The organism is Conexibacter sp. CPCC 206217 (assembly GCF_030646165.1).
Classification (GTDB): Bacteria; Actinomycetota; Thermoleophilia; order Solirubrobacterales; family Solirubrobacteraceae; genus Conexibacter.
In genome coordinates, this window is the sequence record NZ_JAUTDO010000001.1 from 732,110 (window position 1) to 750,966 (window position 18,857).

Below are 18,857 nucleotides of genomic sequence, written 5' to 3' on the forward strand. Positions count from 1 at the left end.
CCACGCCCCGCGTCGCCGCCGCCGCGCACCGATGAGCGACCCGACCCCCGAAGGCGTCGCCGAGGGCGGCCGGCTGCTGCTCGCCGAGCCCGCGCCCGGCGTCGTGCAGCTGACGATCTCCAACCCCGCCAAGCGCGGCGCGCTCGACGAGCCGCTGCTCAACGCGCTCGTCGAGACGCTGACCGCGATCGACGCGCGCTGCGTGCTGCTGACCGGCGAGGGCAGGTCGTTCTGCGCCGGCTACGACATCGGCGCGCTGTCCTCCGACGGTTACGACGACAGCGACGGGCATCCGTTCCAGTCCGCGCTCGCGGCCGTCGCCGACTATCCGTATCCGGTCGTCGCGGCGCTCAACGGCTACGCGATCGGCGGCGGCCTGGAGCTGGCGATCACCTGCGACCTGCGGATCGCCGCCGCCGGCGTGCAGTTCGGAATGCCGCCCGCGAAGCTCGGCGTCGTCTACAACCACGGCGGGATCAACCGCTTCGTGACGGCGATCGGCGCCGCGCGCACGCGCGAGCTGTTCCTGACCGGGCGCCGCGTCGAGGCCGAGACGGCGGAGCGCTGGGGGCTCGTCAACGAGGTCGTGCCGGCGGACGAGCTGCCGACGGCGGCGCTCGCGCTGGCCGTCGAGATCGCCGCCAACGCACCGCTGTCGCTGCGCGGCAACAAGGCCGCGATCGCCGCCGTCTCGGCAGCGGCCGGCGCGCTCGACGACGCGACCGCCGCGGCGCTCGACCGCTCCCGCCGCGAGGCGTTCCTGTCCGACGACCTGCGCGAGGGCCTCGCCGCCTTCGCCGAGAAGCGCCCGCCCGTGTGGCGTGGGCGCTGAGACAGCCGCCGGCCTACGCGGCGGCGGCCGCGCTCGTCTGCTCGCCGTCGGCGACGGGCGCCGCGCTCACGGCGGCCGCACCGCTCGCCGTGGCGGCCAGTTCGCTCGCCGTGGCGGCCAGTTCGCGGGCCGTCGCGTCGTTCGCGGCCGCCGCGGTCGCCGCCTGCGTCTCCCCGCTCCCCGTGAGCGCCTGCACGACGCGCGCCGTCAGTGCGTCCGGAGGGCCGTACAGCTCGACGGCGGGGGCGTTGTGCGGGGCGATCGTCAGGCGCGTGCCGTCGTGGACCGGGCTCGCCGCCACCTCGACGTCGGCGCGCGGCCAGGCCGCGAGCGACCTCGTCGGGTACGGGACGGGCCCGCCGCCCGGCCGCGTGCGGGCGGACAGCAGGTGGACGGAGCCGTCGCTGACCGCGACGAGCACGGCCTCGGGCAGACGGACCTGGCGCGGGCGGCCGAGTGCGCGCTGCATCAGCCCGACCGGGCCGTCGGCGAGCGCGTGCCCGAACGCCTTCCAGCCGCGCGGGCGCATGAACTGCGCCGCTGCGACGACGTCCTGCACCTGCTCACCTGCTGCGCGGTCGTACCGCTGCGCCCATCCGTCGGCCTGCTGCGCGGTCATCCCAACCTCCCTGCCAGATCCCGGTGCGACGATCCTTCCAACAGGAACATGGCAGAACAAGGCCATCCGGCCACTGCTGGCGCGCCCACCGCTGGACATTTGTGCGAGCGGTTCCCGCGACGCAGTCATCGCTAACGCTCAGGTAGACCGTTGGGTCAGCACGCGAGAGGCCGCTCGGGGCGCTCGCTGAAACATCGATGCGAACAGCAGTTCGCTCGCCACGAGTGCTACGAACTTTCTCGCAGAATGCGGAAAAGATGTCGTCCGACGGTCGACATAACCTCCGGATTGCCGCCGTCATTCACTCCTAGGTAGACCAGGCTGCGGAGAGCCTGAGCGATGATCGAGATCGAGGCACGACTGGACGAGCTCGAGCAGCTCGGGCTCACGCGCCGCACCCGCCTGGTGAGCGGCCCGCAGGGGCCTCGCGTCGTGCTCGACGGCAAGCCGGTCCTGCTGCTGTGCTCGAGCAACTACCTCGGTCTCGCCGACCATCCCGCCGTGCGCGAGGCCGCCGCCGACGCGGCGATGCGCTGGGGCGTCGGCGCGGGCGGCTCACGGCTCGTCTCTGGCACGATGACGATCCATCGGCGGCTGGAGGAGCGCATCGCCGCCTTCCAGCGCCGGCAGGCGGCGCTGCTGTTCGGCTCCGGCTACCTCGCCTCCGTCGGCGTCGTCTCCGCGCTCGCCCGCCCCGGCGACGTCGTCTTCAGCGACGAGCACAACCACGCCGCGACCGTCGACGGCTGCCGCCTCTCGCGCGCCGACGTCTTCGTCTACGAGCACGGCGACGTCGAGCACCTCGAATGGGGCCTGCGCGAGGCGGAGGGCCGCGGCGCGCTGATCGTGACCGACGGCGTCTTCTCGCTCGGCGGCGACGTCGCGCCGCTGCCCGAACTGGTCGAACTGGCCGCGCGCTACGACGTGCGCCTCGTCGTCGACGAGGCCCACGGTCTCGGCACGCTCGGCCCCGGCGGCCGCGGCGCCGTCGCGGAGGCCGGCTGCGAGGACGGCGTCGACGTGATCGTCGGCTCGCTCGGCAAGGCGCTCGGCTCCTACGGCGCCTACGTCGCGTGCGACCAGCGGATGGCGCGCTACCTGACGGGCGCCGCCCGCTCGCTGATCCACTCGACCGCCCCCTCCCCGCCCGCCGTCGCGGGTGCGCTGGCGGCGCTCTCGCTACTGGAGGAGCAGCCGCGCCGCGTCGAGAAGCTGCAGTCCAACGCCGCGCTGCTGCGGGCCGAGCTGAGCGCCGCCGGCTTCGACGTCGCACGCGACCAGCGCACGCCGATCGTGCCGCTCGCGCTCGGCGCGCCCGAGACCGCCGTGCGCACCTGCGAGAAGGCGCTGGAGCGCGGTGTCTTCGCGCAGCCCCTGCTGCCGCCGACGGTTGCCGCCGGGACTTCCCAGTTGCGGCTCGCGGTGATGGCGTCGCACTCCAAGAGCGAGCTGAGAGACGCGGCCAGGGCACTGACGCAGGCCGCGACGGCCGCCGGAGCGCGCCCGCAGGAGCGGCGCGAAGCGATCCCTGCGCCGACCTCCGCGCGCGCTGCCGCCGTCGTGCTCGACCAGGACGCCCCCAGGGCGCGCCGCGCCGAGCTGTGGGACGACGGCGAGGGCGAGCTGTGGGTCGAGCGTCGCAAGGCCGCGCCGGCAGAGGTCTCCGCCGCCGGCGGCGGCGGACGGCCGTTCGACGCCGAGCTGGACGGTCCGCCGCGGCCGCGCGCCGCGCGCGACCAGTCGCGGGCCGATCAGGCGCGCGCCGGCCAGGCGCAGGGCATCTTCGACGTCGAGGCGCCCGGCACGCTCGTCGAGCACGCCGCGTAAGGCGCGCTCGCACGAACGCCCGGCGGAGGGACCGGGCGTTCGCGGGGGAGGAATCGCTTGCTTGCAGCTGTGCGGGGGAAGTTGGACGGAGCGGGCTCTGCCAGTGGCTTACGCCCACCCCGTGGCACGTATCCATTCATCCGTCCCTCAGTCGAACCTCATCGCTTCATAAGGAGGACCTAAGGGCGCTGTTACGCGGAGGTCTCCGCGTGTTACGTCGATGTATCATCGTCGCCATGACTCCTGCGCTCGACCTCACCGGCGTCTCGCTGTGGCGCTGGGACGCCGAGCAGCAGCGCGAACGACACCTGCTGCGCGACGTCGACTGGACCGTCCGCCCGGGCGAGCACTGGGCGCTGCTGGGCGCCAACGGCGCCGGCAAGACGACGCTGATGAACGTCGTCGCCGCCGTCCACCACCCGAGCGACGGCACCGCCGACGTGCTCGGCCACCGGCTCGGGCACGTCGACCTGCGCGTGCTGCGCGCGCGGATCGGCCTCGTCGAGGCGAGAACGAGCCGCGCCTTCCGCCAGCGCCTGACCGCGGAGCAGGTCGTGCTGACGGGCGCGACCGGCACGATCGCGCTGCGGCCGGCGAGCATCGACGACGCGACCCGCGCCCGCGCCGCGGGCCTGCTGAGCCGCTTCGGCTGCGATGAGCTGGCCGATCGCCCCTACGACAGCTGCAGCCAGGGCGAGCGCCAGCGCGTGCTGCTCGCGCGTGCGCTGATGCGCAGTCCGTCGCTGCTGCTGCTCGACGAGCCGGCGACCGGACTCGACCTGCCCGGGCGCGAGGCGCTGCTGAGCGCGGTCGCGACGATCGCACGCGAGGAGCCGGAGACGGCGACCGTGACGGTCACCCACCACGTCGAGGAGCTGCCCTCCTCCACCACGCACGCGCTGCTGCTGCGCGACGGCGCCGTCGTCGCGTCCGGCCCGGCGGTCGCGACGATGAACGGCGCGAACCTGTCCACCACGTTCGACACCCCGGTCCGCGTCGACCACGTCGACGGCCGCTGGATGGCGCGGGCGCAAGCGTCGTGGTGACCCTCACCGACGCCGAAGCGCTGCGCCGCGCGCGCGACGCGATCGAGCAGTGCGGCTGGGAGGCGGCGACGATGGAGCGGCTCGCCGCCGCGCTCGGCGTCTCGCGGATGACGCTGCATCGCCGCGGGGTGCGGCGCGAGCACGTGCTGCAGGCGCTCGGCGAGTTGCTGCAGGACGACTACCGCCGCGCCCTCTGGCCCGCGCTGACCGCGACCGGCAGTGGCAGCGAGCGACTGCGGCTGGCGCTGCTCGGCCTCTGCGAGGTGACCGAGGCCAACCTCGCGCTGCTGGCCGCGATCGACAGCGCCGAGCGCGACGAGATCTTCCATGAAGGTGGAGACGCCGTCCTCACCCACCCGGTCTTCACCGAGCCGCTGCAGGCGCTGCTGCGCGACGGGGTCGCCGACGGGTCGCTGACGCTGGCGCCGGACGAGCAGCTCGACGAGGTCGCGACGGTCCTCTTCAACCTGCTCTCGTGGACGTACCGCCATCTGCGCCTCGCGCACCGCTGGCCGCCGCAGCGGGCGACGGAGGCGGTGACGCGGCGGGTGCAGCGGAGCGTGGCGGCGTAGAGGCCGCGGCATCGGCGCCGGCCGCGGCGTTCTCGTGCGCGGCGGCGTCGCCGGATACGACGTCCTGCGCACCCTCGACCCCCTCCCCCGGCAGCGACAGCCGCAGCAGCGCGCCGCCGCCGGGCGCCGCCTCGGCGGTGACGCTGCCGCCGTGCAGCTCGGCGACCTGCCGCACGATCGCGAGGCCGAGGCCTGAGCCGGGCATGCCGCGCGCCCCCGGCGCCCGGTAGAAGCGCTCGAACACGTGCGGAAGGTCCTGTTCCGCGATGCCGGGGCCGCGGTCGCGCACGCTCAGCTCGCCGCCGGCGTCGAGCGTGACCGTCACCTCCGCCCACGGCGGGCTCCACTTCGCCGCGTTGTCGAGCAGGTTCGCGACCGCGCGGTCCAGCCGCGCCGGCACGCCGCGCACGACGCACGGCTGCAGTCTCGTCGCGAACAGCGGCGCGGCCGGGCGCCGGCGCGCACGCACGACCGCCTCGGCGACGAGCAGGTCGAGACGTACGTCCTCGACCGAGACCGAGGGCTCCTCCTCGCGTGCCAGCTCGACGAGATCGCCGACCAGTCCGCTCAGCTCGTCCAGCTGCTCGACGACGTCGCGCAGCAGGCGCTCGCGCTCGTCGGCCGGCAGCCCCGCCGGCAGCGTCAGCACCTCGATGTTCGTGCGCAGGCTCGTGAGCGGCGTGCGCAGCTCGTGCGAGGCGTCGGCGACGAGCTGGCGCTGACGCCCGACCGACACCTCCAGCGCCGCGAGCATCGCGTTGAACGAACGCGCGAGCCGCGCGATCTCGTCCTCGCTCCCGCCGGCGCCAGCGCTCCCACCGACCTCGATCCGCCGCGTCAGGTCGCCGGTCTCCCCGACGTGCTCGACGGCCGCCGTCAGCTGCCCGACGGGGCGCAGCGCGGTGCGGGCGACGAGCCGGCCGAGCGCGGCGGCCAGCGCGATCCCGCCGAGGCTGACGAGCACCAGCACGAGCGCGAGCCGGTCGAGCGTGCGGTCGACGTCGGTCAGCGGGCGTGCGACCTGCACGGCGAAGCCGGGTCGCAGCGGCGAGGTCAGGACGCGCACGCCGGTGTCGTTGATGCGCGCGTCGGAGAAGAACGCGTCGTGCTCGCCGGCCGCGACGGCGCGGGCAGAGCCGCCGACGGGCAGCGCCGGCGCGCCGCCCGGCGGCCAGACGCGGTTGCCGTCGGCGTCGATCAGCGCGACGTAGGTCGTCTGCAGGCCGAGCGCGTCGCGCGGGGTGGCGTAGCGACCCGCCAAGCCGAGTCTGCGCTCGCGGTCCTGCGGAGGCGGCGGGGCGCCGCCGGGCCGCGCCGCGACGACGGGCGGCGGCTGGATCTCGATCGCGGCGCCGCCACCTCCAGCCGCACCGTCGAGCCCCGCGCCGCCGCCGGCGACGGCTGGTCCGCTCAACCGATCGCCGCCGCCGTCGATCATCACCCGCAGTCTCAGCGGCGAGTCGGCGACCTGGCGCAGCTCGCCGTCGAGCTGGCCGCGCAGCTCGCCGCGCACGACGACGTAGACGATCCCGGATGCGAGCACGATCGCGACGGCGACGGCGGCCGCGGCGACGAGCGCGAGCCGGCGCCGCAGCGTCATCGCTCGCGCAGGACGTAGCCGACGCCGCGCACGGTGTGGATCAGGCGCGGTTCGCCGGCTGCCTCGGTCTTGCGCCGCAGGTAGCCGACGTAGACCTCCAGCGAGTTCGACGTCGAGCCGAAGTCGTAGCCCCAGACGTGCTCGAAGATGACGCTGCGCGGCAGCACCTGGCGGGGATGGCGCAGCAGCAGCTCCAGCAGCAGGAACTCGGTCCGCGTCAGCTCGATCTCGCGCCCGCCGCGCTCGACCTCGTGTGCGACCGGGTCCAGCGCGAGGTCGCCGAAGCGCAGCAGGTCGCGCTCGTCGGCGCCGGTGCGGCGCAGCAGCGCGCGCAGGCGCGCCATCAGCTCCTCCAGCGCGAACGGTTTGACGAGGTAGTCGTCGGCGCCCGCGTCGAGGCCGCTGACACGGTCGGCGACGCGGTCGCGCGCGGTCAGCATCAGCACCGGCGTGCGGTCGCCGGCGGCGCGCAGCCGGCGACAGACCTCCAGCCCGCCCAGCTCCGGCATCAGCACGTCGAGCACGACCGCGTCGTGCGCGACGCCGCTGAGCGCGTCGAGCGCCTGTGCCCCGTCGGCGGCGAGCGCGACGTCGTAGCCGTCCAGTCGCAGGGCGCGTTCGAGCGCGCTGCGAACCGCCGGCTCGTCATCGACCACCAGGATGCGCATGAGGGCACGATCCACCGCGAAGCTGAACGTCGAGTAAGAGCGACCTTGGAAAAGCCTGAGGACATGCCTCGAGCCGGCGCACGTGCGTCTAGGACGGTGGTCCAGTCCGCTCAAGGGCACCGGCCACGACGTCGATCCCCAGGGCATGCCCCGCCGCCTGCTGCTCCCCCTCCTCGCCGCGCTCGCGCTGCCGCTCGCTGCCGCCCCCTCCGCCTTCGCCGCCCCGGCCGCGAGCTCGACTCCGATCGCCCGCGCCGCCGTCGACGGTCCCGGCGCGGACTGCGCCGACGACGAGCTTGCCGTCGAGGAGGAGGACGGCACGATCACCTGCACCAGCGGCGACGACGAATCGGGCGGCGACTGGGTCGACGGCGACGACGGCGACGTCAGCGGGCTGTGCGACGACGACTGGTCCGACGACGACGGCGAGGAGTGGTCCGACGACGACCCCGCCGAGGCGTCGGCCGCCGACGACGACGGATGCGCCGACGAGGAGACGGTCGTCGGCGCGCCGCTGCTGAGAGCGCTGCGCGCGACGGTCGCCGGCCAGGGCCGCAGAGCGCACGTCACCGTCAGCTGGACGCTCAACACGCCCGGTGACGTCGCGCTGACGCTCGAGCGCACCGAGGCCGGCATCAGCAGCGGCAAGCGCTGCGTCCCGGTTGCGGCGAAGGCGAAGCAGGCGCGGGCGAAGCAGGCGCGCAGACACGGCAAGAGCTGCACCCGCTCGACCGCCGTGCGCGGCACGATCACGACCGCCGGCGAAGCGGGCGCGAACACGTTGGAGCTGCGCCGCTGGAAGGGCCGCCGCCTCGCCCCGGGGACGTATCGCCTGACGGCCGAGCCGATCGGCGACGACCCGGTCGAGACGACCACGACGTTCAGACTCGCGCCGCCCGCCAGAAGCTGAGCAGATGGCGCGCTTGCGCTCTGACTGGCTCGTCGTCTAGCGTTCCGGAGGCTGCGTGTTTCCAGGTGTGTCGTCGGGGCGCACCATCGGGGGGCAGGGGTCTTCGTGCGGTCGACGGTCGATGTTGCGGTGCTCGGTCTGCTGATCGAGCAGCCGAGCTACGGATATGAGCTGAGCAAGCGCTTCGAGGCGCGCTTCGGCGAGCGGCTGCACGTCAGCCGCTCGCACATCTACGCCGCGCTCAACAGCCTGCTCGGCGACGGCCTCATCGAGCCGCTGCCGTCCGACAGCTCCAGCCGCCAGCCGAAGATCCACTACCGCGTGACGTCAGCGGGCGCGCAGGCCTTCCGCAGCTGCATCGCCGAGCAGCTGCTCGACGGCGTGCAGCGCGCGCAGCTGCTCGGCCAGCTCGCCGCGATCGGCGTGCGCGAGCGCGCGGAGGTGCTGGAACTGGTCGACGGCCACGAGCACGCCCTGCAGGCGGCGCTGGGCGAGCTGGCTGCATCCCAGCGGTCGCGTGAGCGCTAACGCTCGCCGCTGGCCGCGACCTGCACGATCGAGGCGTCGATCAGCCATTCGACCGGCGCGACGTCGTCGGTGTAGACCCTGCCGCCGGGCAGCCGCGGGGCGATCCGGGCGGCGGTCTCGGCGGCGATCGGGCGCAGGTCCTGCGGCAGGCGCGGGATCGCGGCGCCGAGCGCGGCCGGCGAGATCTGCCCGTCGCCGGCCATCGCGATCGTGTTGACGCGCTGGCTGGGGTCGCGCACGACGGTCGAGAAGACGTCGGCCATCGTCGCCGTCAGGACCTCTTCGAGCGCGTGCGATCTCTCCGGGTGGCCGATGTTGACGAGCACGACGCCGCCGGGGTTGAGGTGGTCCTTCACGCTCTGGAAGAACTCGCGCGTGGCGAGGTGGAACGGCACGTACGGCTGGCGGTAGGCGTCGACGAAGATCGCGTCGTATCTGCGCGTCTGCGCGCGCAGCCACGGCCGGCCGTCGGCGGTGTGGAGGTGGACGTTGGGCGCGTCGCGCTTGTTGAGATCGAACAGCGTGCCGGCGATCTTGTTCAGCTGGCCGTCGATCTCGACGCCGTCGACGCGCGTGTCCGGGAAGTAGTGGCCGTACTGGCGCGCGACGGTCCCGGCCGCGTTGCCGAGGATCGCGACCGATCTCGGCGGCGTGCCCTCGTCCCCGCCGGCCCGCGCGGCGAACGGGAGCGTCAGGAACTCGTCCCAGTAGTTGCCCGTCGTCCACTGCCCGGGCGTGTAGATCGAGTGCACCGCCTGGCCCTCGTTCAGCTCCAGCCGCCGCTGCCCGTCGTCGCGCTCGATCACGACGGCGTACTGGTAGAGCGTCTCCTTCTCCCAGATCACTCTGCCGTCGGTGACCGCCTTCACGGTCCCGACCGGCAGCGCCAGCAGCACGGCGATCAGGATCGGCGCGGGCGCGAAGCGGCGGCCCAGCGAGACGGTCGCCACGAGCGCCAGCGCGAGCGCGAAGATCAGGAACGTGCGGCGCGTGCCGAGGAACGGGATCAGCAGCAGCGAGCTGAGGAACGTGCCGGCGAGCGAGCCGAGCGTCGAGACCGCGTAGAGGCGGCCGGTCACCTTTCCGGCCTCGTCGACCGTCCTGATCGCGAGCTTGACGACGAACGGGGAGATCATCCCCAGCAGCAGCATCGGCACCGCCAGCAGCACCAGCACGGCGACGAGCGAGCCGACGAAGGCGCCGGCGGAGACGGAGCTGAGCGCGTCGACCGAGACGCGCAGGAACGGCCGCGCGACGAACGGCAGCAGCGCGAAGACGGCGGCCGCCGCGAGGATGATCAGCGCCAGCCGTCTCAGCTGCGGGTCGCGGTCGGCCATCCGGCCGCCGAGCCAGTAGCCGACCGACAGGGCGACGAGCACGACGCCGATCGTGTTGGCCCAGATCAGCGTCGAGTCGCCGAACCACGGCGCCAGCAGGCGCGCGGCGGCGATCTCACCTCCGAGCGAGGCGGCACCACCGACGAAGGTGAGGGCGTAGAGGCGGCGCGCGGGCACGTCAGCCACAGCGTAGATGAGCCGGGGCGCGGGCCGACCCGCGCCCCTGGGCGCCGCCGCTTCTGCTCAGTCCTCGTACAGCACGAAGTCGCGCTTGCGCGCACCGCAGACGGGGCAGAACCACGTCTCCGGAATGTCCTCGAACGCCGTTCCGGCCGGGATGCCCCCGTCGGGATCGCCGTCCTCCGGATCGTAGATGAACCCGCAGGATTCACAGATCCATTTCTGAGAGGTCTGGGTAGTGCTCATGTGCGACACGGTATCGCGCAGTCGGTAGGGTGCGACGAATGGAGCCGCACCCCGGACTCGGACCAGGCGAAGAGGTCAACGCCGGACGCGCCACGCCGCCGCGCACCGCCGCCAGCGTGATCGTCGTGCGCGGTGGCGCAAACGCGCTCGAGCTGCTGCTCGTGCAGCGCAGCCACGAGGCCCGTTTCATGGCCGGCGTGTGGGTCTTCCCCGGCGGCGCGGTCGACGCCGCCGACGGGCCGATCGACCACCCGGACGACCTCCAGTACGCGCTGCGCAGCGCCGCGCTGCGCGAGGTCGCCGAGGAGGCCGGGATCCGGATCGACGGCGAGCTGACGCCGTTCTCGCGCTGGATCACCCCCGCGCACCTGATGACGCGCTTCGACACGTGGTTCTTCGTCACGCCCGCGCCGTACGGCGCCGAGGCGAGAGTCGACGGCTCGGAGTGCATCGACGCGAAGTGGATGTCGCCGACGGAGGCGCTCGCCGCGCACCAGGCCGGCCAGCTCCCGCTCGTCTTCCCGACGATCAAGCATCTCGAGCAGCTGCGCGCGTTCAGCACCGCGAACCAGCTGCTGGAGTACAGCTACGAGCTGATCATCGAGCCGGTCGAGCCGCGCGTCGTGATGGTCAGAGACGAGGCGCGCGTGCTGCTGCCCGGCGATCCCGGCTACGAGAGCGCCGGGCGCAGGGACTAGATGTCCGCAGCGCCCGCAACGCCGCCGGTGAAGGTCGCCGTCACGGGTCCCACGGGCGACGTCGGACGGGCGTTCGTGCGCGCGCTGGAGCGCAGCAGGGACGTCGCGAGCGTGAAGGCGCTCGGCCGGCGCGAGATCGATCCGGTCAGCGAGGGCTGGAGAAAGACGCGGTACCTGCGCGGCAGCGTGCTCGACAGAGACGCGGTCGCGGAACTGGTCGACGGCGCCGACGTCGTCGTGCACCTCGCCTTCGCGATCATGGGCGCGCCGGGCGAGGACGGCCGCGAGGTCAACCTGACCGGCTCGCGCAACGTCTTCGGCGCGGCCGTGCGCGCCGGCGCCAGACGGCTCGTCTACACCTCCTCCGTCGCCGCCTACGGCTTCCACGACGACAACCCGCCGCTGCTGACGGAGGACCTGCGCCCGCGCGGCACCGACGCGCACGCCTACTCGAAGGCGAAGGCGGAGGTCGAGCAGCTGCTGTCGGAGCTGACGATCGGCACGCACACCGACGTCTACCTGTTGCGCCCCTGCATCGTCGCCGGCCCCGACGCGCTGATGTTCATCGGCTCGATCCCCTACGTCCAGCTCGGCGACAAGATGCCGAGCGCGGTCTGGCGGCTGCTGGACGCGGTGCCGGTGCTGAAGCCGGTGATCCCCGACAACGGGATCTCGTTCCAGCTCGTGCACCACGACGACGTCGCCTCCGCCCTGCGCGCGGCGACGCTCGGCAGAGGCAGGCCGGGGATCTACAACCTCGCCGCGCCCGGCACGCTGACGATGCGCGACCTCGCCGAGGACCTCGGCTGGTACGCGATCCCGGTGCCGGAGCTGGCGGTCGACGTCGCGGCGGAGGTCGCGACGCGGCTGCCGTTCATCCCCGAGGACGCGCAATGGCTCAACGCGCTGCGCGTGCCGATGCTGATGGACACGGCGAAGGCGGAGCGCGAGCTGAGATGGCGCCCCAGATACGGCGTGCGCGAGACGCTGCGCGCGACGATCGCCGAGGCGCGCCTCAGCCAGATGCTGCGCTGAGCGGTCGTGCAGCCGCCTCGCCGCGCGCGGCGGCTGCGGCGCGCTCGCCCACGCGGCCGCTTCGCTAGCGTCTGACCCATGGCCCATCCCACGCAGACCGCCGTCGGCACCTGGAGCGGCGGGCGCTTCATGCACTTCGGCGAACCGGTCGACGACGAGCGGATGCTCGCGCTGCTGCGGCCGGATCCGATCTCGGCCGGCGCCGGGATCCACACCGTCCTGACCGCCGACGCCTACGGCAGCGGCGACGCCGACCGCCTGCTCGGCCGCGCGCTGCAGGGCCTCGCGCGCGAGGACTACGTGCTCGTCGGCGCGGTCGGCCACGACTTCTACGACGGCGAGCGCGAGGGCGCGAAGGGCTTCCCGCGCTTCACCGACGCGCGCCTGCGCGGCCCCGAGGAGTACGCCTCCTACCTGCGGCGCGCGACCGAGGCGTCGCTGGAGCGCTGCGGCGCCGACCGCTTCGACCTGCTGCTGCTGCACAACCCCGATCGCATCGGCTACACCAGCGAAGCGGTCTGGGACGGCATGGCCGCGCTGCGCGAGGCCGGCCTGACCGACCTGATCGGCGTCGCGCCCGGCCCCGCGAACGGCTTCACGCTCGACCTGATCGACTGCTTCGAGCGCTTCGGCGACCGCATCGACTGGGCGATGGTGATCCTCAACCCGCTCGAGCCGTGGCCCGGCGAGCTGGTGCTGCCGGCGGCGCTCAGACACGACGTGCGGCTGCTCACGCGCGTCGTCGACTACGGCGGCCTGTTCGGCGGCGACCTGCGCGACCCCGGCACGCTCGGCGAGCGCGACCATCGCAGGTTCCGCCCCGCCGGCTGGGTCGAGCGCGGGCTGGAGCGGATCGAGCGGATGCAGGCGATCGCCGACCGCCACCAGCTCACCCCGCTGCAGCTCGCCTGCCAGTGGAACCTCGCGCACGCGCCGGTTCAGTGCGTCGTGCCGACGCTCGTGCAGGAGGCGGGCGCGGACGCGAAGCCGGTCGAGCACAAGCGCGCCGAGCTGGCGGCGCTGCCGCCCGAACTGCGCCTCACGCCCGCCGAGGTCGAAGAGCTGCGCGCGATCGGCGACAACACCGGCTCGATGGCGCTGAAGGGCGCCGCCGTCGACCACGACGGCCCCGCCAAGCCCGATCGCTGGGCGATCGACGCGCCGCTCGACGCGCTCGCCGCGCGCTGGGCGATCGACCCCGCGCGCGACCTCGCCCAGTCGGCGTAGGAGCGACAACCGCGCCGTGCCGTCGCCGCGCGGGCGACGGCTGACGACGACGGGTCGCTCAGCTGCCGCTGGTGCCGGGCTTCTCCGCGACGAACACGAACATCGGCCACAGCGCCGACTTCGCGTTCGCGGCGACGCGGCCGAGCAGCTTCGGACGCCCGCTGTCGAGGCTGCGCCAGACGATCCGCGCCCCGTTCGCCTTCAGGCGGCGCTCGATCACCTGGGCGACCGGGAACGTGCCGACGTCGTAGCTGGGGAAGTTGCGCACTCTCGTGACGTAGTGCTCGCCGATTCCGGGCGGCAGCACGCTGATGCCGACCAGCTGGTAGTGCGGGTCGCGCGCGAACCACCACGGCGAGAAGCGGTTGGGGCCGTCGAGGTGGAGCCGGCCGCCCGGTCGCAGCACGCGCAGCAGCTCGCGAATCGTCTGCTCGTGGTCTCTGACGTGCTCGAGCACGTTGACGCAGACGACCGCGTCGAACGACGCGTCGGGGAACGGCAGCGTCTCGGCGAAGCCGTGCACGAACGTCGCCTCGACGCCCTGCTCGCGGGCGCGCACGCGCGCGCCCTCCATCAGCTTCTCCTCGACGTCGAGGCCGGTCACGCTCGTGGCGCCGGCCTGCGCGATCGCGATGCAGGTCGCGCCCCACTGGCAGCCGACGTCGAGCACGTCCTTGCCCTGCAGCGGGACGTGCCGCTCGATCTCGGCGACGCGCCTGCGGCCGATCTCCAGCTGCTCGCTCTCGAGCGCCGCCCAGCGCTCGAACTGCGGATCCTCGGGGGTGACGGCGACCTGCCAGAGCTCGAAGAACTGGGGCTCGGCCTGCTGCAGCGCGAGGCTGCGGCTCGCGCCCCCGCTTGACGTGTCGTCGGCGGCCGCGCGGCGGCGCCAGGTCCTCAGATGCATCGCCGGAACCTATCGCACGCGGTCCCCGCCCCCGGCGGCCGGCGGCGCCGCCTACTCCCGCTCCGCCTGCTCCCCCGCGATCACGTGCATCACCGCGTTGATCAGCGCGAGGTGGGTGAACGCCTGCGGGTAGTTGCCGAGGTGGCGGCCGCTGTGGGGGTCCAACTCCTCCGCGTAGAGGTACAGCTTCGACGCGTTCGCGAGCAGCTTCTCCAGCAGCGATCTGGCGTGGCGGTGGTCGCCGATCTCCTGCAGCGCGGCGACGAGCCAGAACGAGCAGATCAGGAACGTCCCCTCCTCGCCGGAGAGGCCGTCGTCGGTCTCGTCGGTGCGGTAGCGCAGCACGAAGCCGTGGTCGGTCAGGTCTCTGCGGACCGCCCGCACGGTCGCGCAGATGCGCTCGTCGTCGGGGTCGAGGAAGCGCACGAGCGGGATCAGCAGCGTCGAGGCGTCGAGCGCGTCGGTGTCGTAGTGCTGGCGGAAGATTCCGTCGCGCACGCCGCGCTCGAGGATGTCGGCCTTGATCTGGTCCGCTATCGCCTGCCACTCGGCCGCCAGTCTCGGCTCGCCGTGGATCTCCGCCAGCCGCGCCCCGCGATCCAGCGCGACCCAGCACATCAGCTTCGAGGAGACGTAGTGCTGCGGCGCGCCGCGTGCCTCCCAGATCCCCTGGTCGGGCTGGTCCCAGACGCGGATCGCGCACTCGACCTGGTCCTTCAGCACCGGCCACAGCCGCTGCGGCAGATGGCCGCCGATCTGCGTGTGCAGGTAGACGGAGTCGAGCACCGCGCCGTAGACGTCGTTCTGGCGCTGGTCGAAGGCGCCGTTGCCGATCCGCACCGGCGTGGCGCCGTCGTAGCCGGTCAGATGGTCGAGCGTCGACTCGGTCAGCTGCTTCTCGCCGCCGACGCCGTACATGATCTGCAGCGAGCCGTCCTCGTTGCGCGGCACGTCGGCGACGAACTGCATGAAGTCGTCGGCCTCCCAGTCGAGCCCGAGCGCGTGCAGCCCCCACAGCGTGAATGTCGCGTCGCGCATCCACGTGTAGCGGTAGTCCCAGTTGCGCTCGCCGCCCGGCGTCTCCGGCAGCGAGGTCGTCAGCGCCGCGACCATCGCGCCCGTCGGCGCATAGGTGAGTCCCTTCAGCACGAGCGCCGAGCGCTGCAGGTGCACGCGCCACGGGTGGTCGGGGAAGTGGCCGTCGTCGACCCAGTCGCGCCAGAAGTGCGACGTGTGCTCCAGCATCGCGGTCGCCTCCTCGGCCGACGCGGGGCCGTGCAGGTCTCTCGCCCACGACAGCGCGACGAACCGCTTCTCGCCCTCTCTGAGCGTGTGACGGGCGCGGGCGCGGTTGCCCTCGATCCCGATCCGCAGGTCGCTCATCAGCCGGATCGAGCCGGTGTGGTGGTGCGCATCGACGGCCATGTAGGTGCCGTCGACGTCGGTCCACTGCGCCGGCTCGCGCGCGTAGTCGAACATCGGCTCGCAGATCATCTCGATCTGGACCGCGCCCTGGATGCACTCGATCGTGCGCACGAGCACCTGCTCGGCGGCGTCGTCGGTCGGCGGGCGCGTGCGCGTCTCGTCGCCCTCGTTGTGCGCTCCCCAGGGACCGATCGCGAGCGCGTCGCGCACGATCACCCAGCCGGATTGCTGCATCCACGTCGTCTCGACGATGTTCGTGCCCGGCTCGTAGCGGCGCGCGCCCGGCACCGCGGTGCCGTACGGGCCGAGGCGGAAGGCGCCGGCGCCGCGGTCCAGCAGCGAGCCGAACACGCTCGGGGAGTCGAAGCAGGGCTGGCAGAGCCACTCGACCGTCCCGTCGGGCGCGATCAGCGCGCCCGTATTGCAGTCGGAGATGAAGGCGTAGTCGCCGATCGGTGGAAACGGCGACCTGGCCGGCTGCGCATGGTGCTTGCGCGACTTCGCGGCCGGCGCGGTCAGCGGGGCGGGCGCGTGCGTCTCTTCTTCGCCGGTGGCGGCGGTGTCGCTCATCTGGCTGCTCCTCTCAAACGGAATTCCAGAAGTCCAGCCCGAGGTTGTTCAGCAGGTTCTGCGCCTCGGCGTTGAGGCGGAAGAACTCGCCGGTCCAGATCAGGATCCCCATCGCGATCAGCACGACGCCGCCGCTGGCGATCACCGCGCCGTAGTGGCGCTTGACGAACGTGAACGCCGTCGTCATGCGACCGAAGGCGATCGACGTCAGCAGGAACGGGATCGCCAGCCCCGCCGAATAGAAGGCCAGCAGCAGCGCGCCGCGGCCGGCCGAGTCCGTCAGCGCCGCGGCGCTGAGGATCGCGCCGAGCGTCGGGCCGATGCACGGCGTCCAGGCGATCGCGAAGGCGGCGCCGGCGATCACGGGGCCGCCGCGGCCGGCGCGCGCCATCAGGCCGCCGACGTGGAACTCGCGGTTGAGTCTCGTCACGAACGGGGCCGCGACGAAGAACAGGCCCATCGCGATGATCGTGACCGCGGAGGCCTTCTCGAGCGTCTCGCGGTGATCCTGCAGCGTCGCGCCGACGGCGGTCGCGCCGAGCCCGAGCATGATGAAGATCGTCGAGAAGCTGAGCACGAACAGCAGGCTCGGGCCGAGCACGCGGAAGGTGCCGCTGCCCTCGGCGCGCGCCTGCTCCGGCGTGACGCCGGCCACCGCGGAGATGTAGCCGGGCACGAGCGGCAGCACGCACGGCGACAGGAACGACACGAGACCCGCCGCGAGGGCGAGTGGGATGCCGACGCCGGAAGCAGGATCCACCATCGCCGCCAAGGGTACTCGCGCGTGACGCCGGGGCGCCGGGCGCGGGGTGTACACGGCGGTGCAATCGGGCCCTGCGATTCGTGCTCTGGGGCCGTTTGACCGGTGGTACGTTGCGGCCAGCGTCCAGACGAGAGGAACTACACGATGGCCACTGCCGTGCGCACGCTTCGCAACTTCATCGACGGCCGGCACGTGGATCCGGCCGACGGCCAGACCGAGCCGGTCCTCAACCCGGCGACCGGCGAGCAGATCGCGACCGCGCCGCTGTCGGGCGCGGCGGACGTCGAGCGTGCCGTCGGCGCCGCGCGCGAGGCGTACGACGGCTGGGCGGACCAGACGCCGGGCGAACGCTCGCTCGCGCTGCTGAAGATCGCCGACTCGATCGAGGCCCACGCCGACGAGCTGGCCGAACTGGAGGCTGACAACGCCGGTCATCCGCTCGAGGCCGTCAAGTCCGACGAGATCCCGGTGCTGGTCGACAACCTGCGCTTCTTCGCGGGCGCGGCGCGGATGCTGGAGGGCAAGTCGGCCGGCGAGTACATGGCCGGCCACACGTCGATGGTCCGGCGCGAGCCGATCGGCGTCGTCGGTCAGATCGCGCCGTGGAACTACCCGATCATGATGGCCGGCTGGAAGATCGGCCCGGCGCTCGCGGCCGGCAACACGATCGTCCTGAAGCCGGCCGAGACGACCCCGGTCTCGACGCTGCGGCTGGCCGAGCTGGCGGCAGAGCACCTGCCGCCCGGCGTGCTGAACGTGATCACCGGCCACGGCGACCCGGCCGGCCAGACGCTCGTGACGCATCCCGAGGTCGACATGGTCTCGCTGACGGGCTCGGTCGAGACCGGCAAGTGGATCGCGAAGGCGGCCGCCGACACGCTCAAGCGCGTCCACCTCGAACTCGGCGGCAAGGCGCCGGTCGTCGTCTTCGACGACGCCGACGTCGAGGCCGCCTACGAGGCGATCGCGGGCGCCGGCTACTACAACGCCGGACAGGACTGCACCGCCGCCACGCGCGTGCTGGTCGGCGCGAAGGTCCACGACGACTTCGTCGCCGGGCTCTCCTCGGAGGCGAAGAACCTGGTCCTCGGCGACACGCGCGCGCCCGACACGACGCTCGGCCCGATCCAGTCGCAGCGCCAGCGCGAGCGCGTCGCCGGCTTCGTCGAGCGCACGCCGAGCCATGCCGAGGTGGTCACGGGCGGCCAGCAGCCCGATCGCCCCGGCTTCTTCTACGAGCCGACCGTGATCGCCGGCCTGCAGCAGGACGACGAGCTGATCCAGCGCGAGATCTTCGGCCCGGTCGTGACCGTCCAGCGCTTCACCGACGAGGACGAGGCGCTGAAGTGGGCCAACGGCACGCCGTACGGGCTCGCCTCGTCGGTCTGGACCCGCGACGTCGGCCGCGCACTGCGGATGTCGAAGGCGCTGAAGTTCGGCTGCGTCTGGATCAACACGCACATCCCGCTCGTGTCGGAGATGCCGCACGGCGGCTTCAAGCAGTCCGGCTACGGCAAGGACCTGAGCCTCTACGGCTTCGAGGACTACACGCAGATCAAGCACGTGATGGCGAACATCGAGAGCTGACGCGCAGACGCTCGCGAAACGCGACGCACCAGACATATCTGGTCAGCGCAAGAAGAAATTCGTCCGCGAGCTGTCACAAAATCCGCCCAGCGGCTAGTTAAAGATCGATGAGAGCGACGGGAAGCGTCTTGAAGATCGAGTACGTTTCCCACTACCAACCCGATCAGCGGGGCTTGTGAGCAACTTTGCGCCACGAGCCCCGTTGAACGGGTAGGAGCGAATCTGTGGAAGCCTCTTCGATTCCAGCCACGGCAGGCCGTACGCGTCAGCGCACACGTCC

Annotated in this window: 18 protein-coding genes; 10 read left to right on the forward strand and 8 right to left on the reverse strand. The window is 72.8% G+C overall.

Annotated features, from left to right (window positions below):
• Positions 1 to 31: 31 nt before the first annotated feature.
• The gene (locus tag Q7L65_RS03510; protein WP_304718849.1) at positions 32 to 832 is read left to right on the forward strand and encodes an enoyl-CoA hydratase/isomerase family protein; all 801 of its coding nucleotides are present in this window, start codon (positions 32 to 34) and stop codon (positions 830 to 832) included.
• Positions 833 to 845: 13 nt separating this feature from the next.
• On the opposite strand, the gene Q7L65_RS03515 is transcribed toward Q7L65_RS03510, so the two are convergent.
• Complete coding sequence (locus tag Q7L65_RS03515) at positions 846 to 1,451, reverse strand: hypothetical protein (RefSeq protein WP_304718850.1); 606 nt, start codon at positions 1,449 to 1,451, stop codon at positions 846 to 848.
• Between the two features lie 339 nt (positions 1,452 to 1,790).
• Between Q7L65_RS03515 and Q7L65_RS03520 the strand changes: the two genes are divergently transcribed.
• The 3 genes from Q7L65_RS03520 (at position 1,791) to Q7L65_RS03530 (ending at position 4,896) form a co-directional block, all read left to right on the forward strand.
• Positions 1,791 to 3,278: an aminotransferase class I/II-fold pyridoxal phosphate-dependent enzyme gene (locus tag Q7L65_RS03520; RefSeq protein ID WP_304718851.1), complete on the forward strand. Its 1,488-nt coding sequence runs from the start codon at positions 1,791 to 1,793 to the stop codon at positions 3,276 to 3,278.
• Positions 3,279 to 3,514: 236 nt separating this feature from the next.
• A complete protein-coding gene (locus Q7L65_RS03525) occupies positions 3,515 to 4,324 on the forward strand; it encodes an ABC transporter ATP-binding protein (RefSeq protein WP_304718852.1) in 810 nt (269 codons plus the stop codon).
• Positions 4,321 to 4,896, forward strand: coding sequence for a TetR/AcrR family transcriptional regulator (locus Q7L65_RS03530; RefSeq protein ID WP_304718853.1), 576 nt, complete (start codon positions 4,321 to 4,323; stop codon positions 4,894 to 4,896). The genes Q7L65_RS03525 and Q7L65_RS03530 overlap by 4 nt, the downstream gene beginning before the upstream one ends.
• On the opposite strand, the gene Q7L65_RS03535 is transcribed toward Q7L65_RS03530, so the two are convergent.
• Complete coding sequence (locus Q7L65_RS03535; protein WP_304718854.1) at positions 4,787 to 6,496, reverse strand: HAMP domain-containing sensor histidine kinase; 1,710 nt, start codon at positions 6,494 to 6,496, stop codon at positions 4,787 to 4,789. The two genes, Q7L65_RS03530 and Q7L65_RS03535, sit on opposite strands and share 110 nt — an antisense overlap.
• Positions 6,493 to 7,164, reverse strand: coding sequence for a response regulator transcription factor (locus Q7L65_RS03540; RefSeq protein WP_304718855.1), 672 nt, complete (start codon positions 7,162 to 7,164; stop codon positions 6,493 to 6,495). Before Q7L65_RS03540 ends, Q7L65_RS03535 begins: the two co-directional genes overlap by 4 nt.
• A 145-nt stretch (positions 7,165 to 7,309) precedes the next feature.
• Between Q7L65_RS03540 and Q7L65_RS03545 the strand changes: the two genes are divergently transcribed.
• Positions 7,310 to 8,074: a hypothetical protein gene (locus Q7L65_RS03545; RefSeq protein WP_304718856.1), complete on the forward strand. Its 765-nt coding sequence runs from the start codon at positions 7,310 to 7,312 to the stop codon at positions 8,072 to 8,074.
• A gap of 129 nt (positions 8,075 to 8,203) precedes the next feature.
• Positions 8,204 to 8,602: a PadR family transcriptional regulator gene (locus Q7L65_RS03550; protein WP_304718857.1), complete on the forward strand. Its 399-nt coding sequence runs from the start codon at positions 8,204 to 8,206 to the stop codon at positions 8,600 to 8,602.
• Here the strand turns inward: Q7L65_RS03550 and Q7L65_RS03555 are convergent.
• Both Q7L65_RS03555 and Q7L65_RS03560 read right to left on the reverse strand, forming a co-directional pair.
• Positions 8,599 to 10,125, reverse strand: coding sequence for a spermidine synthase (locus Q7L65_RS03555; protein ID WP_304718858.1), 1,527 nt, complete (start codon positions 10,123 to 10,125; stop codon positions 8,599 to 8,601). The genes Q7L65_RS03550 and Q7L65_RS03555 overlap by 4 nt on opposite strands.
• A 57-nt stretch (positions 10,126 to 10,182) precedes the next feature.
• Complete coding sequence (locus Q7L65_RS03560; protein WP_304718859.1) at positions 10,183 to 10,365, reverse strand: rubredoxin; 183 nt, start codon at positions 10,363 to 10,365, stop codon at positions 10,183 to 10,185.
• A 38-nt stretch (positions 10,366 to 10,403) separates the two neighbouring features.
• On the opposite strand from Q7L65_RS03560, the gene Q7L65_RS03565 reads away from it, so the two are divergent.
• The 3 genes from Q7L65_RS03565 (at position 10,404) to Q7L65_RS03575 (ending at position 13,325) form a co-directional block, all read left to right on the forward strand.
• Positions 10,404 to 11,063 (forward strand): NUDIX hydrolase, encoded by a 660-nt coding sequence (locus tag Q7L65_RS03565; protein WP_304718860.1) that lies wholly within the window; start codon positions 10,404 to 10,406, stop codon positions 11,061 to 11,063.
• A complete protein-coding gene (locus Q7L65_RS03570) occupies positions 11,064 to 12,098 on the forward strand; it encodes an NAD-dependent epimerase/dehydratase family protein (RefSeq protein ID WP_304718861.1) in 1,035 nt (344 codons plus the stop codon).
• A gap of 78 nt (positions 12,099 to 12,176) precedes the next feature.
• A complete protein-coding gene (locus tag Q7L65_RS03575) occupies positions 12,177 to 13,325 on the forward strand; it encodes an aldo/keto reductase (RefSeq protein WP_304718862.1) in 1,149 nt (382 codons plus the stop codon).
• Between the two features lie 58 nt (positions 13,326 to 13,383).
• Here the strand turns inward: Q7L65_RS03575 and Q7L65_RS03580 are convergent, their stop codons facing one another.
• Genes Q7L65_RS03580 through Q7L65_RS03590 form a run of 3 tightly spaced genes read right to left on the reverse strand, consistent with a single transcriptional unit; the run spans position 13,384 to position 16,990 of the window.
• Positions 13,384 to 14,232, reverse strand: coding sequence for a bifunctional 2-polyprenyl-6-hydroxyphenol methylase/3-demethylubiquinol 3-O-methyltransferase UbiG (locus tag Q7L65_RS03580; RefSeq protein ID WP_304718863.1), 849 nt, complete (start codon positions 14,230 to 14,232; stop codon positions 13,384 to 13,386).
• 51 nt (positions 14,233 to 14,283) lie between these two features.
• Entirely contained in the window at positions 14,284 to 16,227 is a 1,944-nt protein-coding gene (locus Q7L65_RS03585) for a glycoside hydrolase family 15 protein (protein WP_304718864.1), read from the reverse strand.
• 13 nt (positions 16,228 to 16,240) lie between these two features.
• Complete coding sequence (locus tag Q7L65_RS03590; protein ID WP_304718865.1) at positions 16,241 to 16,990, reverse strand: cytochrome c biogenesis CcdA family protein; 750 nt, start codon at positions 16,988 to 16,990, stop codon at positions 16,241 to 16,243.
• Between the two features lie 144 nt (positions 16,991 to 17,134).
• On the opposite strand from Q7L65_RS03590, the gene Q7L65_RS03595 reads away from it, so the two are divergent.
• Positions 17,135 to 18,577 (forward strand): gamma-aminobutyraldehyde dehydrogenase, encoded by a 1,443-nt coding sequence (locus tag Q7L65_RS03595; RefSeq protein ID WP_304718866.1) that lies wholly within the window; start codon positions 17,135 to 17,137, stop codon positions 18,575 to 18,577.
• Positions 18,578 to 18,857: the final 280 nt, after the last annotated feature.